Source organism: Neomesorhizobium albiziae (assembly GCF_900114255.1).
Taxonomy (GTDB): domain Bacteria; phylum Pseudomonadota; class Alphaproteobacteria; order Rhizobiales; family Rhizobiaceae; genus Neomesorhizobium; species Neomesorhizobium albiziae.
Map to the genome: position 1 here is coordinate 1 of NZ_FOSL01000029.1, position 13556 is coordinate 13556.

General features: G+C 56.5%; 21 protein-coding genes and 1 pseudogene. 11 read left to right on the forward strand and 11 right to left on the reverse strand.

What is annotated here, in order from left to right; all coding sequences use genetic code 11:
• Positions 1-378 precede the first annotated feature (378 nt).
• A complete protein-coding gene (locus F3H98_RS26540; RefSeq protein ID WP_149763417.1) occupies positions 379-570 on the forward strand; it encodes a hypothetical protein in 192 nt (63 codons plus the stop codon).
• Between the two features lie 92 nt (positions 571-662).
• On the opposite strand, the gene F3H98_RS26545 is transcribed toward F3H98_RS26540, so the two are convergent.
• Together F3H98_RS26545 and F3H98_RS26555 are read right to left on the reverse strand one after the other, a co-directional pair.
• Entirely contained in the window at positions 663-1562 is a 900-nt protein-coding gene (locus tag F3H98_RS26545; RefSeq protein WP_149763419.1) for a YihY/virulence factor BrkB family protein, read from the reverse strand.
• A gap of 270 nt (positions 1563-1832) precedes the next feature.
• Positions 1833-2570: a DUF2726 domain-containing protein gene (locus tag F3H98_RS26555; protein WP_149763515.1), complete on the reverse strand. Its 738-nt coding sequence runs from the start codon at positions 2568-2570 to the stop codon at positions 1833-1835.
• Between the two features lie 162 nt (positions 2571-2732).
• Here F3H98_RS26555 and F3H98_RS26560 point away from each other — a divergent pair, with 162 nt between their 5' ends.
• Genes F3H98_RS26560 through F3H98_RS32625 form a run of 5 tightly spaced genes read left to right on the forward strand, consistent with a single transcriptional unit; the run spans position 2733 to position 4335 of the window.
• On the forward strand, positions 2733-2954 hold the full coding sequence (locus F3H98_RS26560; protein ID WP_149763421.1) for a hypothetical protein: 222 nt from the start codon (positions 2733-2735) through the stop codon (positions 2952-2954).
• A 2-nt stretch (positions 2955-2956) separates the two neighbouring features.
• Positions 2957-3184 carry a hypothetical protein gene (locus F3H98_RS26565; RefSeq protein WP_149763423.1) on the forward strand — a complete coding sequence of 76 codons (228 nt, stop codon included), beginning with the start codon at positions 2957-2959 and terminating at the stop codon, positions 3182-3184.
• Positions 3184-3381 carry a hypothetical protein gene (locus tag F3H98_RS26570; RefSeq protein WP_149763425.1) on the forward strand — a complete coding sequence of 66 codons (198 nt, stop codon included), beginning with the start codon at positions 3184-3186 and terminating at the stop codon, positions 3379-3381. Before F3H98_RS26565 ends, F3H98_RS26570 begins: the two co-directional genes overlap by 1 nt.
• Positions 3378-4079, forward strand: a complete 702-nt coding sequence (locus tag F3H98_RS26575) for an ATP-dependent DNA ligase (RefSeq protein WP_149763427.1) — start codon at positions 3378-3380, stop codon at positions 4077-4079. Before F3H98_RS26570 ends, F3H98_RS26575 begins: the two co-directional genes overlap by 4 nt.
• Positions 3979-4335 carry an ATP dependent DNA ligase gene (locus F3H98_RS32625; RefSeq protein WP_188130582.1) on the forward strand — a complete coding sequence of 119 codons (357 nt, stop codon included), beginning with the start codon at positions 3979-3981 and terminating at the stop codon, positions 4333-4335. The genes F3H98_RS26575 and F3H98_RS32625 overlap by 101 nt, the downstream gene beginning before the upstream one ends.
• Here the strand turns inward: F3H98_RS32625 and F3H98_RS26585 are convergent.
• Positions 4292-4555: a hypothetical protein gene (locus F3H98_RS26585; protein ID WP_149763429.1), complete on the reverse strand. Its 264-nt coding sequence runs from the start codon at positions 4553-4555 to the stop codon at positions 4292-4294. The two genes, F3H98_RS32625 and F3H98_RS26585, sit on opposite strands and share 44 nt — an antisense overlap.
• Before the next feature lie 143 nt (positions 4556-4698).
• On the opposite strand from F3H98_RS26585, the gene F3H98_RS32630 reads away from it, so the two are divergent.
• Positions 4699-4896, forward strand: a complete 198-nt coding sequence (locus F3H98_RS32630; protein ID WP_425294876.1) for a DUF6894 family protein — start codon at positions 4699-4701, stop codon at positions 4894-4896.
• Between the two features lie 125 nt (positions 4897-5021).
• On the opposite strand, the gene F3H98_RS26590 is transcribed toward F3H98_RS32630, so the two are convergent.
• Positions 5022-5432 carry a PRC-barrel domain-containing protein gene (locus F3H98_RS26590; protein WP_244621920.1) on the reverse strand — a complete coding sequence of 137 codons (411 nt, stop codon included), beginning with the start codon at positions 5430-5432 and terminating at the stop codon, positions 5022-5024.
• A 700-nt stretch (positions 5433-6132) separates the two neighbouring features.
• Positions 6133-7002, reverse strand: a complete 870-nt coding sequence (locus F3H98_RS26595; RefSeq protein ID WP_149763431.1) for an arginase family protein — start codon at positions 7000-7002, stop codon at positions 6133-6135.
• 375 nt (positions 7003-7377) lie between these two features.
• Here F3H98_RS26595 and F3H98_RS31315 point away from each other — a divergent pair, with 375 nt between their 5' ends.
• Positions 7378-7527 carry a hypothetical protein gene (locus tag F3H98_RS31315; RefSeq protein ID WP_188130583.1) on the forward strand — a complete coding sequence of 50 codons (150 nt, stop codon included), beginning with the start codon at positions 7378-7380 and terminating at the stop codon, positions 7525-7527.
• A 245-nt stretch (positions 7528-7772) separates the two neighbouring features.
• On the opposite strand, the gene F3H98_RS26600 is transcribed toward F3H98_RS31315, so the two are convergent.
• A complete protein-coding gene (locus tag F3H98_RS26600) occupies positions 7773-8195 on the reverse strand; it encodes a hypothetical protein (protein ID WP_149763433.1) in 423 nt (140 codons plus the stop codon).
• On the reverse strand, positions 8192-8779 hold the full coding sequence (locus tag F3H98_RS26605; RefSeq protein ID WP_149763435.1) for a hypothetical protein: 588 nt from the start codon (positions 8777-8779) through the stop codon (positions 8192-8194). Before F3H98_RS26605 ends, F3H98_RS26600 begins: the two co-directional genes overlap by 4 nt.
• A gap of 131 nt (positions 8780-8910) precedes the next feature.
• On the opposite strand from F3H98_RS26605, the gene F3H98_RS26610 reads away from it, so the two are divergent.
• A complete protein-coding gene (locus tag F3H98_RS26610) occupies positions 8911-9129 on the forward strand; it encodes a hypothetical protein (RefSeq protein ID WP_149763437.1) in 219 nt (72 codons plus the stop codon).
• A gap of 601 nt (positions 9130-9730) precedes the next feature.
• On the opposite strand, the gene F3H98_RS31945 is transcribed toward F3H98_RS26610, so the two are convergent.
• The 4 genes and pseudogenes from F3H98_RS31945 to F3H98_RS26630 form a co-directional block, all read right to left on the reverse strand.
• Positions 9731-10090, reverse strand: coding sequence for a type IV toxin-antitoxin system AbiEi family antitoxin domain-containing protein (locus F3H98_RS31945; RefSeq protein ID WP_425294877.1), 360 nt, complete (start codon positions 10088-10090; stop codon positions 9731-9733).
• Positions 10012-10242 (reverse strand): type IV toxin-antitoxin system AbiEi family antitoxin domain-containing protein, encoded by a 231-nt coding sequence (locus F3H98_RS32635; protein ID WP_188130584.1) that lies wholly within the window; start codon positions 10240-10242, stop codon positions 10012-10014. Before F3H98_RS32635 ends, F3H98_RS31945 begins: the two co-directional genes overlap by 79 nt.
• Before the next feature lie 201 nt (positions 10243-10443).
• The gene (locus tag F3H98_RS31950) at positions 10444-10578 is read right to left on the reverse strand and encodes an ABC transporter (protein WP_149763442.1); all 135 of its coding nucleotides are present in this window, start codon (positions 10576-10578) and stop codon (positions 10444-10446) included.
• A gap of 167 nt (positions 10579-10745) precedes the next feature.
• Positions 10746-11015, reverse strand: a pseudogene (locus F3H98_RS26630) (L,D-transpeptidase); the annotation flags it as partial.
• On the opposite strand from F3H98_RS26630, the gene F3H98_RS31320 reads away from it, so the two are divergent.
• A complete protein-coding gene (locus F3H98_RS31320; RefSeq protein ID WP_188130592.1) occupies positions 10981-11193 on the forward strand; it encodes an adenylate/guanylate cyclase domain-containing protein in 213 nt (70 codons plus the stop codon). The pseudogene F3H98_RS26630 and the gene F3H98_RS31320 overlap by 35 nt on opposite strands.
• A gap of 1637 nt (positions 11194-12830) precedes the next feature.
• Entirely contained in the window at positions 12831-13235 is a 405-nt protein-coding gene (locus tag F3H98_RS26635; RefSeq protein WP_149763444.1) for a low affinity iron permease family protein, read from the forward strand.
• Positions 13236-13556: the final 321 nt, after the last annotated feature.

Below are 13556 nucleotides of genomic sequence, written 5' to 3' on the forward strand. Positions count from 1 at the left end.
CTGAATCCCTCGAACATCCGATGACCCCGTCGCGAAGCAAATATTGCGCATCTGTCGAAGAGGTAGGCCAGCGTCCGCGTTCGGGTAGGGTACGTTACACTCCGAACGTCTCGGATTTGACCGGAAGCTGACCTGTCCGGTTCTAAGCCGAGAGACTGAGTAAGCAGCCGTTCCGCTGCCTAGCTCTGTTCAGACTTCGGCGCTCACAGCCGTTGCTCGAAAACAGTCGCTCCGTCAGCGCGCACGGTTCGGCAACCGATCTCGGGGCATAGGCCAACAAGCTTGATGCTCTCTTAAGCAGTCATGTCCAGATGGCGATGATCAGAACATTCCGTTTGAGTTGGCCGAGTTCTCGGGCATGAGCTGGAGCACGTCCCAGTGCGCAACGATCTTACCGTTATCATCGAGCCGGAAAATGTCGATTCCGGTGTCGTCGTGATTGTTGGGCCAGTGCTGGAAGCAATGCAAAACGACCAGATTGCCTCGGTAGGGATCGAACCTGCAACCATCGGCTTAGAAGGCCCAAAGCCAACCGCTGATTTCTGCGGTTTTTGGCGATTCGGACTGTAAACGGCACCTGCCGATTCGTTGAATAATTTCCGCCTCTTGTAAACGGAGAGGAAGGCCAATGGCATCCTATTTTCAGCCACGGTTAGACAAAATTAGAGCACGCCATCATTGGTTTTTGGAGACTGCCCGCTCGCGGAAAGCTTGTGGGCGTGATGCTGATGGCTGCCGTAGCTGATCGAGTAAGCCCGAGTAAGTTCGGCGCCAAACAAAAAGATGAGAGACGAGTAGTAGACCCAAAGCAGGGTTAGGATAAGCGCGCTCGCAGCCCCGTAAGATGACGCTACAGCACTCGAACCCAGATACCATCCAATCATCGACTTGCCGGCCGTGAAAAGCAGCGCTGTGATCAGGGCGCCGACAGCAACGTCTCGCCAGCCGAGGCTCCGGTCTGGCAGAACCTTATAGATCGCGGCGAAGAGAGCCGCGACCAGTATGAGGGCGATCAGTTCGTTGATCACGCCCAAGACTATCTCGGCGAATGGAAGGTGAGCGTCGAGAAACTGACCAAAAGCTGAGATTGCGGCGCTTATCACCAGCGAGACAATCAGGAGAAAGCCGAGCGACGCTACCAGCCCCAGGCTTAAGGCACGTGCCCAAATGAGACGCGAAACCGATGCCTCACTCGGCTCAGCTTTCCAGATCACGTTCAGCGCCGACTGCATTTCACCGAAGACGCCGGAGGCGGTCACTAAGAGGGTCACAATGCCAATCACCGCCGCCCAGCTCCCAGAGGTTTGGTTTGCGGCACTTGCCGTAACCGATTGAATGAGCTGCGCACTTTGATCGCCCATCACGCTGCGCAGTTGATCATCCAACGCCGACTGAGCGGCTTCCCGCCCAAAAACCAGCCCTGCAATGGCCACCACTATGAGCAGGATCGGGGCCAGCGAAGTGACTGCAAAGAATGCCATAGCCGCTCCGCGACTTAACGCTTCGTCATTGATGAACCCCAGGACAGCTTGCTTCAACAACGACCAGATCTTGAGGTGCATGACCGTGCTCAGCCTCAACTTGGCGCGCAAAGGGAGAGGGCGCGATAAACCCAGAATTCTGCTGGAGCGAACTGGTTCCCTGACGACGGCGAGACGTCTCACACGCCTCGTAATTCTGCGCCTTCAGCAGCCGCGCCAGGTGCGCCGCGTTGGAAGCTGCCATCTTCAACATCTCCACTACCTTTTCAGGCGTGCCTGGCAAGTCAACATAGTTGACAGGAGGCACTCCTTCTTAGTCGTTCAAGGTGGGCGAAATTGATTTAACTAACGTCAGGCTTGAGAGCCGGACAGAGTCAGCGACCGATCGCCTGCTATCGTAGCCGCGGGGTCTGACCGATCTTGATCGACAGGTGTGAAACTCGATGCCGGTTTTTCAACCAACTTCTCGATCAGCCGCTTAAGCTCGGACGGCGTCGTTTGACCGGCAACTACCTCGCAATAACCGATGCCGGCCCTTCGAAGTGCCTCCTTTTTAACGGCATCACGCGCAGCCGCCGTGCCTTGATAGTGACCCCCGCCCTGATATTCGACGACGTGGCGGGGCCTACAATTTTCGTCGACGAGGAGAAGATCGACCCGTTTAGAGTTGATGCACCTGTATGCCTCTGTATCGGGACTGCTCAGAATTTCACCCAAAGCCACTTGCGCCATTACCTGCCATTGCGGATTGCACGCCATGACAATGCGGTCCAGCTCTCGGAAGAGCCGCGCTTCGCCTCTGTTCAACAATGGTTGGATAGCGAAGTTGGCTCCCATCACAATGCGTAGCTGATCGGCTGCATCGATAGGCTTTGGAACGATTGACGTGACATTTCCAGGCAGCGCTGCGGATCGGGAGTTAGTTTGGAGACGCGGCTGTTTCCATTCCCCACGATTGCGCCGCTTCCAAGCTTGTCGTCGCAAATGTGTCCGGTATCGCTCGATTGTCGCACCAATAACCGCGCCGATGATCAAGACTACGATCAGAGGCTCGAATTCTGCAGCGAGATCAAAAAGCTCGTGTAGCATTGATGCAGGATATGGCAGCCAGATCACCGGCAGGTGAACTGGATCGTTCAAAATGAGTCGAATGTCTGGCGATACCTTGAAGTAGGTGTTTGGGAGATGCTGTAGTCTTCATCCTTTCAGGCTAGTGGCGGAACCAGTTGGATCGGCTAATGTTGTCGGGCGATGAGCGGTGACAACAATATCCGTTTCCCCGGCGGTACCCGAGCGAGAATCGAAATCGAACTAGCGCGCGCCTGCGACACATTCGGTGAGGACCACATCGAAACTCTAGTTATTGTCCATAGCTGGGGCGATACCCTGGATGATGAGCAGGTGCTCGCAGCCCTGCGGAAGCTCAACAACACCGGCTCGATGTTCGATGACGTCACCGACAGGGCGGACTGACCATGGCAAGGTTCGCCTCGCCGAAGCACCCGGATCTATACCCCGATCGCCCGATCGACTGCCAAGTCTCGATCGACGATGCCTTTCGGGAGATGTGGGAGAACATCGCGGCTGCCGGCTGGGGACCGGAAGAAATCGCCGGCGCGCTCTATGAACTTACCGATAACCACCTGACAGCGCTTCGGGAGAATGATTCCCTCGATCGCTGGCTGGCGAAAGGACAGGCTTGATGCCGGTGCCCAAAATCGATCGAGGGGACAAGATTACGATCGAGGTAGAAGTCCTCTCGGCCTGGGCCGATGGAACTGTCACCTTCTCGCTTTTTGGTCATCCCGGCCTGACGACAATTCCCGGTGATTCCCCGCAGATCGTCGGGATTGCAAAGGCTAAACCGTCGAAGCCGACCCGGCGCCGGACCGACGCATGAAATGGGCGCGCAGCACGGCGAGCGCCCGCGACAAGCCACGTGTACCGGCTGGCGTTGTCCCGCCAATGCATCCCACCCTCGTCGACGCGGTGCCTCTAGGTCCAAACTGGCTGCACGAGATCAAATGGGATGGTTACCGGGTCGGAGCGTATCTTCAGGACGGCAAGGTTCGGGTTCTCACACGTAACCTGCACGACTGGACGAAGGAGTTCCCGACCATCGTCCAGGCGATGTCGCAGTTGAAGGCCACCAATGCGATGATCGACGGCGAGGCGTTTGTTGCCGACGTGGGCGGCATGTCGCACTTCAACCTGTTGCAGCGTGCGCTCGGCCGCAGCGGCGACCGGAGCCGGATCATGTTTGCCGTATTCGATCTGACCATGCTGAACGGCGAGGATCTTCGCGATTGGCCGCTGGCCGAGCGCCGCGAAAGGCTCTTCGACCTCCTAAGCACTCCGCATCCGGAGGGCATCGTCTTCAGCGAGGCGATCGAGGGAAATCCCGGCGACCTTTTGGAGCAGGCCTGCGCGTTTGGTTTGGAAGGTGTTGTTTCAAAGCGGCTCGACAGCCCCTACCGCTCGGGCCGGCGCGAGGAGTGTGAAGGCCAAATGCATCAAGAGCGACGAGTTCATCGTCATCGGCTACGAGCCTGGCGGCAGCTATGGCGGGCTGGGCAGCCTTCTACTGGCCACGGGTGAAGATGGGAAGCTGACCTATGTTGGCGGCGTCGGCACTGGCTTCAACTCCGAAAGCGGCCCTCCCCTGAAAGCCAAACTGGATGCAATCCAAACCGGCTCGTCTCCAATCCCAGGGCTCAGAAATAAGAACGCCGTCTGGACGCGGCCGGAAATCGTTGTCGAAATCGATTTCCGCGGCTGGACTGAAGACGACCAACTCCGGCATCCATCATTCAAGCGGGTCCGGGATGACCGGTCGGCGGAGGAGTTTTTCTAGATTCCTTGTCCAGGGCGACAGTCAGGCTTGCTTCAGACATGATGCCTCTGTGGAAAAGGCGCAGGATCATGGAGGCGAGTTCTTCGGCGTCCAAGCCCGTGCGCGGATAACCGCGATCGATGCACGCTTGATCGAAAACGCGCTGTAATATTTCAAGCTGCTCAGGTTCGAAAACGCCGCCCCGAGCCGCGGCGCGTGACATAACCATCAGACCAATCATGAATTCAATCTCAGAAAACGCAAGAGCCCGACGCCCTGTGGGAACCAAACTTCGCGACAGCACTTGAACCCTGACGAAACCTCTCTCAGGGACCGAAGTTTGGCTTTGAGTTTCTTGACGAACCGGGTGTCGAGCCGGTTTGTCTGGAATTAGAGAACGTAGAAGCCGCGAAAGCTGAGGCGCAAAAGGCAATGGCAGAAACTATGGTGGAACGTTTGACCGACCACCACGATGCGAAGTTGGCGATCCGGATATACGACGAGGCGGGCTATTTGGTAGCTAGGGTGGACTTTCAGAACGTCACAGAGGTCGACGAAGTCAACCACACAAAAAGCCGGTAGAACCGGGAAGAGATCTGGATGATCCCAACGTGGGACTACGCGGGCTGGGCGTCTCATGGCGGTTCGAAATGCCGGGGCACTCGCCCCGACATTTCTGACAACCGTGAGATTCACGGCGAAGCGGCTTAAAGAGCCCTGCCTCCTAAAGAAGCGTAACGCGAATAATAGTCGTCAATCCCGCGCGTAAATTCAGGGTCTTCCCACCGGTCGTAATCGCTCTCAGAGTACCGTGGCCCACCTTCTAGGGCTTCCTTGTCGATTTTGACAACATAACCGCCCTGTCTGGTGTCATAACTAAGGGCCGACCAGGGCAGCGGACTGTACTCTTCGCCAATGCCCAAAAAGCCCCCGAACGACATGACCGCGTACGCGACTTGGCCGGAACGCTTGTCGATCATCACGTCGTAAATAGAACCCAAGCTGTCGCCTTGGGTGTTGTACACATTAGTTCCATTCACTTTGCTGGCTGATATAAGGCCGCCTGTCTCATCAGTGGCAACGCCTTCGCTGCCCATGCTCATTGTTGATCCAACCATTTCGACCTCCGTTAATCGAGATGAATACAATGGCTGGCGAACGAGGTGGTTCCATTCAGCACAGAGCGGCCGGGGTGCCGGAACCGATGCGCTTGACTGCCGCATCTTTGGCGACCGGATGCCGTGAGCAGGTCGCGGCCAGAAATTTGAGGCGCCCAGCCGAGATATCAGGCACAGGCGACCGCGCCATTTGTCCTAGCGGGCATGCGGCGGAAGGGGGAGCAGCCCGGTCCAGAGCCTTGGCTGCTCCCTTCTATTCTGAAAGCACGAAAAAGCCCCAGGCTGCCCTGGGGCTTCTTACCCCGCCGCAGAGCGGGGATTTGCTATCGCGCCTTAGTCCGCTTCGTGCTCTGCGCCACACCGCGCGGCGGCACCTCATTCTTGCATATATTCTCAGCGACAATGGTTCACTATGCCGCATGTTGCGGCAATGAGGTCTGCGGGCTGGCTCAAAATTTGGGTCAACGTCGCCTCGATTTTTCGAGTTCGCATCACATAGATAGGTAGTCGAGACGCGTCCAACTTTTGCGCAACATTTGAAATCGCTTATCTTTTTTGGCACTGGCACTGGTGACTGTGTCACAGAATGTGCACACAATTTGTATCACAGTTTGCGCCTGGTTTTCATCCCTGTGCCGTTGGCGCTGCCCCACTATGAAGCCTGTCGCAATACGGTGAACTCCCGTTACTTCCAAGTTACTCAACCTTTGCCGATCAATGGGAGCGCTTGAAGCATGTCCCGGATGGTGATCGCGTCCCACGGCAGATGTTCCGTAATGCCAAGTCCCACCACTTCCACCTGTTCGGCCACGTCATTCAAAAGGCGCACGACTTGCGGAACGGTCATCCTCCCTTGCGGAATTCCGTCAAAAGCATCGGGAGCCGCATCAGGTCTCGTGAAGTAAACAGAACGAAGCTGAGCGGGATCGATGACATCGAGGTCAAGATGGATGGCAACATGCTTGGCTCCAATCGATCGAAGCCATTCGATCACGGGTTGGCTGGAATCGATCAATTGGGACGGTGTTGCTCTCCTGAGCCCCAACCGTTCAATGGTCGTCCATTCCGCTGGCGACATATCAAAAAGACCCGCATACATCACCCTTTCTGGCTTGACTGGCCTGGCAACCCTCTCCGTGAAATTTGCGTCTCCCTGACCCATCAGGTTGCCCAAGACCATTGCATGCGCATGCGCGGTCTGTTGCGGCGTCATCACGTCGGGGTGGGCATCGACCCACAGAATGGCCAGTTCGTCTTCGTAGCGCTCATTGAGATAGGCGAAAGGGGCAAGGTCTACAAGGCAATCGCCTCCTAGAACGACAACCTTGTCCGGCGTCTCGTTTCTTAGAACTTGCGCTGCGCGGTCGAGCTGTTTCAGCAAGACGCTTCGAGCGACAATTCCGTCCTCCCACGAAAGCCCGGAGCCGTCAGGCTCCGCTACCTCGACTGTCGCTACCGGGCCTGTCGCTGCCGGTGCCAGCCACGCGAGCAATTGGGCTCCGAAGTGATAAGCCTCAAGGTTTCCTCCCTGCCACTGCGGTATGTGCAGACGCAGCGTTTTCCCGCTCAACTGTTCCTCCTATCAACCTTGGAACGAATGGACATTTGCGGAGCATTCTAGTCCTCTCGCCAGATCGGAACACGATGGATTTTAATTGCGACCAGGCGCCGGATGCGAAGCCCTACCGCTTCTCGACCGGACGGAGAAAGAGCTTCAACGTGAAGCAACCCATGATCACCGTTTTCGCACTTCATTCGAAGCGATAGCGAGTCCACATCCACGTCTCCAAATATCGGAATGAGATCCTCCGGCGATAAGTGTGACTACGCTTGCAATACCGACACAGCACGCGCACGAATCGCATTCCTCCCTCATTGAGGCTCGATAGCGGGAAGTCTCGTGTCTTGGTTCCGGCATGCTTTGAAATAGGAACGTAGTCCTGCATTGGGCAAGCTGATCTTGACAAATTTGTTCTCATTTCGTTTCACTCTTGAAAAATCGGGATGGTCCTCCATGAAGAAGAGAATGAGCGAAGGCGGCGTGCCACTGGTGATCAAGTCCATCGGCGTCGACATGGTGCCAATGATCGGGTGAGAACGATCCGGTCGCGCTGATGACGCTGACCGACGCCGACGACGGCTGGGCCGAATATGTGATGAGGCCAGCCGGCGCGCGAATGATGATCACCGCTATGGAAATACCTTGAGGCGATCAACAGGCATTGAGCTGGAACTACAGCCCGCGGATTGAAAGCCATGTGCGGACGCTACACCCGTTATCTCCTTGTCTGAAATCCACCGGCCCTACCGCGAAAGGGGAACTCGCGGCGTCGCGCCCCATCAACCCTTGAGACGATCCCGGATCTTGTCCTCGGTCTTGCCAAGGCCCTTTTTAGTGCGTTCATCAAGCTCGACGGTAGCTGCACCCTTAAGACGATCCCGGATCTTATCCTCGGTCTTGCCAAGGCCCTTTTTAGTGCGTTCATCAAGCTCGACGGTAGCTGCACCCTTGAGACGATCCCGGATCTTATCCTCGGTCTTGCCAAGGCCCTTTTTAGTGCGTTCATCAAGCTCGACGGTAGCTGCACCCTTGAGACGATCCCGGATCTTATCCTCGGTCTTGCCAAGGCCCTTTTTGGTGCTTTCATCAAGCTCGCCGGCAGTTCCGGTCGCGCCGGCGTGCTTTTCACCAGTCGGCGCTTTGCCGATCTTTTGCTTGTCTTTGGCGCGCTTCGCGGACCCTTTCACTTCATCCTTGTTCATGGCTCTCTCCATAGCTGGAGAAAAACAACATGCGCGCTAACTAAAAGTTCCACGAGTTCGCATTCTGGGCGACCGTTCCTGATATCCAAGGCCGCCGTCGGCTGGAGCTGGTCCGTTGTGTTCGACGAGCGGGCGGGTGCTGACATCCTGAAGTTGCCCTGACCTTCGCAGGGATCACCTCGCGAAGATGGCCAGGTCCGCCATCCGTCATTCCAGCGCGCCGGGATGACCGATCGGTCGATGCGCTCCTGTGAGGCTTGGCTGCGGCCGATCACGTTGGCTAGCAGCGCCACGAGCGACTTGGCTGCATGCTCCTGGAGCTCGTTTCGAGCGAGGGGCGCGAACAGAAATTCCTCAAGCGTGTGCCGCTCTTGTGTATCGTCGGAGTGCTCGACATACAGTTCGCCGTTGCGCATGTTGAGAACGACGCGCCACTGACTACCGGGCCATCCTCGGCCAGAATTGTCGAAAAGATCGTGCTGGAAACAGATCAATGCGCTACCGACTCTGCAATCACTGGATTTGGGGATTGCGGGAACAAAAGAAATCTCGACGGGGATCTCGAATTCTGACGGGTCGGCCACGAGGTCAATACCTCGGCCAAGGACAAGCAGCCCTATGACCTGCCGCACATGATCGAGCGGATGGAGATGCTGTAGCCCTCCTCCTTTCAGGCTAGTGGCGGAACAATTACGATGCGCTAATGTTGTAGGCCATGAGCAGCGACAACATTATCCCCTTCCAGAGCGATATCCGCGCAGAGCTTGCCACAGAACTGGCCAAGGCCGTCGCCAAGTTCGGTCCAGGCGACATAGAGATAATGGGCATCACCGGCAGTTGGGGCGACACAATGGACGATAATGAAGTGCTGGCGGCCCTACGCAGGCTCAACAAAGCGAACTCGATTTTCGAATACATCACACCGGTCCGATAATCCTGTCCTCTAGGTTCAATTCGACTGCCGCCCCCAACAATACTTCCAACCCAAAAAAGGAAGAGCCGGCCCATCACAGCCGGCTCTTCCCGTTCATCGCACTGTCGGCGTCCAGTGAGGGGGCCGAAAACCGCCGACTGTTGCAGCAACGTTTGCGTCGCCCGCTTGTTCCGGCAAAAACGGGCCGACTAACTACAGCCGGCCCAGTATCGTTCTTGGTCAGAACTGTCGGCGAGTGGATGGGGTACGGGATCACCGACCATTACCCAACGCTAGCGCCACGGGCTTGTTCCGGCAAAAAAGAGACCGGGGGCGCCGGCCGTAGTGGGGTCAGGTCCTTCGGCGGCGGTTCGGGGCCACTTGGCTTATGGCGATGAGCGTCTGAAAGATTGTAGCTGGCGCATCCGATGTCTTCGGCGAAGTATTATTGCATACCCACCGCTAATCCCGGCGGCGACGATGAACACGGACCTCCGTTTCGCATTGAGCGTCATTTCTAGCCGGTGGTCATTCAGCATTTGTGACACCGGGCCCGACAGCTCCCACCCGGTCAGAGGGGTAGATCACTATTCTGAAAACTTTACCGCGCGCTACCTTACTATCAGGAAAGTAGGTGCGGCTCTGATAGAGGGTGAAACTGTCGGCATTCCCTGGGACGTGGACGAAACCGCTCCCGGTGGCAAACACCTTCCGAAGGCAGCAAATCGGTTCCGTGGCTCACGAGGTTGCGCGATCCGGACCCCAAGTCGATGCCCGAGCGGTCGACGTGTTTGACCCACTCGTGCCCGGCAACGTAGAGGAAGAGGCGCTTCACCTTGATCGAGGTGCAGGCTTCGAGAAGGGACTGGAAGGTCGCGGGACTGAGATTGTTCAGGCGGTCCATCAATTCTCTGGCCTCAAAGAGATCGTCGCTGCCCGAATGCCAGGTACAGGCATTCCATGGCCGCCCGGGGGAGCGGATGAAATCTTCAGCGGAACTCCACCGGCTTCGACCTCGACCAACCCGAGGTCGGTCGGAAGGAACGAGGTCCTGTAGTAGTTGACCTTCACTCCCCAATCAGCTTCGCGGAACCATTTTGGCAGTCTCGCGTCCGTAGGGCCGAACAGGGTCACCGACGACTGTGCGATTTTGAACCGGCAGGAGACTTTGGTCGCTTGGCCGTACGCAGTCCGGCTGCTATCAGCACCATTCTGTTCACGACCCGATCTGCAGTGCCCTTAGTGGGTCCCTGCCTGCAACTATCACGACAGCCGCATCGAAAGTGCGAGGGGAAGAGCCGTTTGGCCCTTCCCCTCATGATCGGACTTCGACCGCTATTTGTAAACGGGCGCGGCTACCGGTTCTTCGACTGGCGGTGGGGCCTTCCCCTTGCCTTTGCCGATTGTGCCGCAGCCACTGAGACTGGCGACGGCCAACGCGGCCACCACTGCAGCTAGAAATTTGTTCATCAGGCACTTCCCTCCAGGCAGAATCGGTTGAAGGTACGACACACCCAAGCTACTGGGGAACTGCGCCATGACTAGTGCACGAAAGACACAGTTGGTATCGGGCAATCGATACGGCTCAAATGACAAAGCTCATCACTCCGGAATAGGGGAGCAAAAGCTCCCCGAATTCAGATGACCAGTACCGGTGTGTCCAAAGGCGTGCGGTCGTAGAGGTCAATGATGTCTTCATTTGTCAGGCGGATGCACCCGTTCGACACTGCCGTGCCTATCAGCCACGGCTCGTTTGTACCGTGTATCCGGAAAAGCGTGTCACGGTTGCCGCGATAGAGATAGAGGGCCCGCGCCCCAAGCGGATTGTTTGGCCCGCCGGGAACCCCGCCAGCATACTGGACCAGGTGCGGCTTGCGGCTGATCATGCTGGCGGTGGGCATCCACGATGTGGTCGGATATGGTCGGCTCATCGAAGCTGACGAAACCGCGACGCTTGCCGCTCTCAAGCGTTGTCGCGAGGAAATTATCGAACCGCTCATTCATGAATTCAATGGGCGGGCAGTGAAGTTTATGGGCGATGGCGCGCGTCCATACGGGCGCAGCCGGTTCACCACTGGCGACTGACGCTTAACAGCTGTCCTCCTTCAACGACCCTACCATTCTGACACCGATGGGGTCGTATGGAAGCCTATCCCCGACGTCATAGCCCAATTGAAAATGCCGGCTCGGTGGTTGCAAATTGCGATCGCTCGGAAGTAGCGAATTCTGCCGCCTTTAAATCCGAAGTAGCTCGCCCACGTCGGCATGATACGACGGAATGTAATGTCCCAACCTTCCTTCTCGTCGGCATTACGGTGGGCTTCAACGACAGCTTTGAAGAGGTGCTCCGAAACATTGGCACCCCAGACTTCCAGGAACCTCGATCTTCGGCCTTGAACCTGGCGCCTCCTCCATTTTTCGTTGTCTCTTTCGAAATGAAGCCAGGCGGCACATCGAACCCGAATCCGAACTTGCGAAACCCGAACTGTTCCCATTCCTGCGAGCTTGCCTGGACGATGACCGAAAGACCGACTTTGACGATAATGGCCAAATGGGTCTACTCCTCTTCGCAAGACAAGTCGCCACGCCCGCGGAAAGCCCCGTCTGTCCTATTGGTTTCGACCGCGCCCCCGCTGCACGAAGGGTAGACAGATGGAACAAATTCCCAGCCGACATCTTTGACTGCCCTGGGCAAGAGGCTGCCTTCCCCTAGGAGTCAGCTCCGCATCGGCACCATCAAGCCAGTCAAGTCACCCAGGAAGGCGCAATGTGGCCGAAAGCCTTTTCTACCGTTGGACCAAAGTCCCATTCCCAAAGGCATTGGTCGGAAAGCAGCGAAAATCAGGAACCGGCATCTCCTCCACCGAATTTCCTTCGCATGAAAATCATAGTAGCGGGAGGCGATACCGTACGCAGTAACGTCCCTTCCTGCGGATGGCAGCTGCTCGACGGCCTCCGTCGGCGAGCGACCTTAAATTCGACTGTCCGGGGTCAAAGATGATCACGGCCAAAACAATTCTTTCAGAGACGACAACCAATGAGCCGGCGCAATACATACGATGATGATATCGGACTGGGTGGAGTGTTTGTCGCCGCCTTCGCCTTGACCGTAGTCTTAACCTTGGGAGCCTTCTTCCTCGCAAATGCCGGCCTATTCGATTCGACACCCCTCGCGCGCGCTGGGGTCCCGCCTCGCGGTGACGTGATGGTTTTCTCCAAGGGCGAGATGGCTCAGCTCAAATCGAGACCGACTGTCCAACCTTTCGCCCGACCCAATCGCCCCACAACCATCCATCGAAGTTCCCAAGAGCGCTTAGCGGCGACGTGGCCAGCGAACATGCCAGGTTCGCTCATCGTTGAGTAGGTTGAGCGATGAGCAGCGACAACATCATACCCTTCAACAGCCCAATCCGAGCACAAATCAAGTGCGAGATGGCAGGAGCCCGCCAGAGATTTGGTCACGACAATATTGACCTCCTGATAATTGTAAGCAGTTGGGGCGACACCATGGATGATCGCCAGGTTCTAGATGCTCTACGCAAGCTTAATCGGACCGCCTTGGTTTTCGATGACATCACGGACAGGGCAGACTAGGCAAAAGTGAAATCGGAGCGGACGGAGTGCTGCATTTGATTACGGCCAATAGAAGTGGGTATCCAGCTTTCTTGATTGCTCCGAGGCAACATTTTCAGTGTGGTCGTTAGCAACGGAAGCTTCATACAATGAATGACCTGCTGTTCCGCATCGCGGAGTTCCTGTCAAAACCACCTGGCTTCTACCTCGTGTTGACATTGATGGTAGTTTGCACAGCACTTGTGCCGCTCGGCTGGACAGACGTCGTGACATACGTCCTCTCTGTGGCTGCAATCATCATAACCGGGGTCGTGCTCATTCAAGGCTTTCGCGACACCGCCGCTATCCATGCCAAACTGGATGAGATCATCGTCGCGCTTCAGGAAACCCGCAATGATGTCGTCGGTCTCGAACACGCGGATCCCAACAAAATAACGAAGACAGTTAAACGCCTCGAAGACGAGGCCATTGCAGGGGAGAAAGGTCCAAGCGAGGGGGTTAGGTCCGCCGCTGATTGGGGCCATCAAGCTGTCAAAAAGATCAAGCAGCAATAAGATGTTGTTGAATGATCGGACACGATTTCCATTCAATAATGCATAGGAGAGAAACGTCGTCATTCCACGCCTTTGAGCCCTAAGTTGAGGAGTAAATCACCCTTCATCAGCATCGTGATCTCGGAACCGGACCTGACATACATGCTTGAGCGGGTGGGACTACGTCGCCCGGTCCCCCTTCGGTCGGCTTACCTGCTGACAGTCCCCGCTCTAAGATAGATCATACACATTGCTGTCACGTCTGGTTGCAAGGAGGGGCGTTTAACTTCGCAACCCAACGCTTTACCAGCCGTTATTCGTGATCGAAATGTCGAACACCGC

Excerpts from the sequence above, each read along its gene's own strand:
- F3H98_RS26545 (WP_149763419.1), bottom strand. The coding sequence starts at position 1,562 with ATGCACCTCAAGATCTGGTCGTTGTTGAAGCAAGCTGTCCTGGGGTTC.
- F3H98_RS26555 (WP_149763515.1), bottom strand. The coding sequence starts at position 2,570 with ATGCTACACGAGCTTTTTGATCTCGCTGCAGAATTCGAGCCTCTGATC.
- F3H98_RS26560 (WP_149763421.1), top strand. The coding sequence starts at position 2,733 with ATGAGCGGTGACAACAATATCCGTTTCCCCGGCGGTACCCGAGCGAGA.
- F3H98_RS26565 (WP_149763423.1), top strand. The coding sequence starts at position 2,957 with ATGGCAAGGTTCGCCTCGCCGAAGCACCCGGATCTATACCCCGATCGC.
- F3H98_RS26570 (WP_149763425.1), top strand. The coding sequence starts at position 3,184 with ATGCCGGTGCCCAAAATCGATCGAGGGGACAAGATTACGATCGAGGTA.
- F3H98_RS26575 (WP_149763427.1), top strand. The coding sequence starts at position 3,378 with ATGAAATGGGCGCGCAGCACGGCGAGCGCCCGCGACAAGCCACGTGTA.
- F3H98_RS26585 (WP_149763429.1), bottom strand. The coding sequence starts at position 4,555 with ATGATTGGTCTGATGGTTATGTCACGCGCCGCGGCTCGGGGCGGCGTT.
- F3H98_RS26590 (WP_244621920.1), bottom strand. The coding sequence starts at position 5,432 with ATGGTTGGATCAACAATGAGCATGGGCAGCGAAGGCGTTGCCACTGAT.
- F3H98_RS26600 (WP_149763433.1), bottom strand. The coding sequence starts at position 8,195 with ATGAACAAGGATGAAGTGAAAGGGTCCGCGAAGCGCGCCAAAGACAAG.
- F3H98_RS26610 (WP_149763437.1), top strand. The coding sequence starts at position 8,911 with ATGAGCAGCGACAACATTATCCCCTTCCAGAGCGATATCCGCGCAGAG.
- F3H98_RS31950 (WP_149763442.1), bottom strand. The coding sequence starts at position 10,578 with ATGAACAAATTTCTAGCTGCAGTGGTGGCCGCGTTGGCCGTCGCCAGT.
- F3H98_RS26635 (WP_149763444.1), top strand. The coding sequence starts at position 12,831 with ATGAATGACCTGCTGTTCCGCATCGCGGAGTTCCTGTCAAAACCACCT.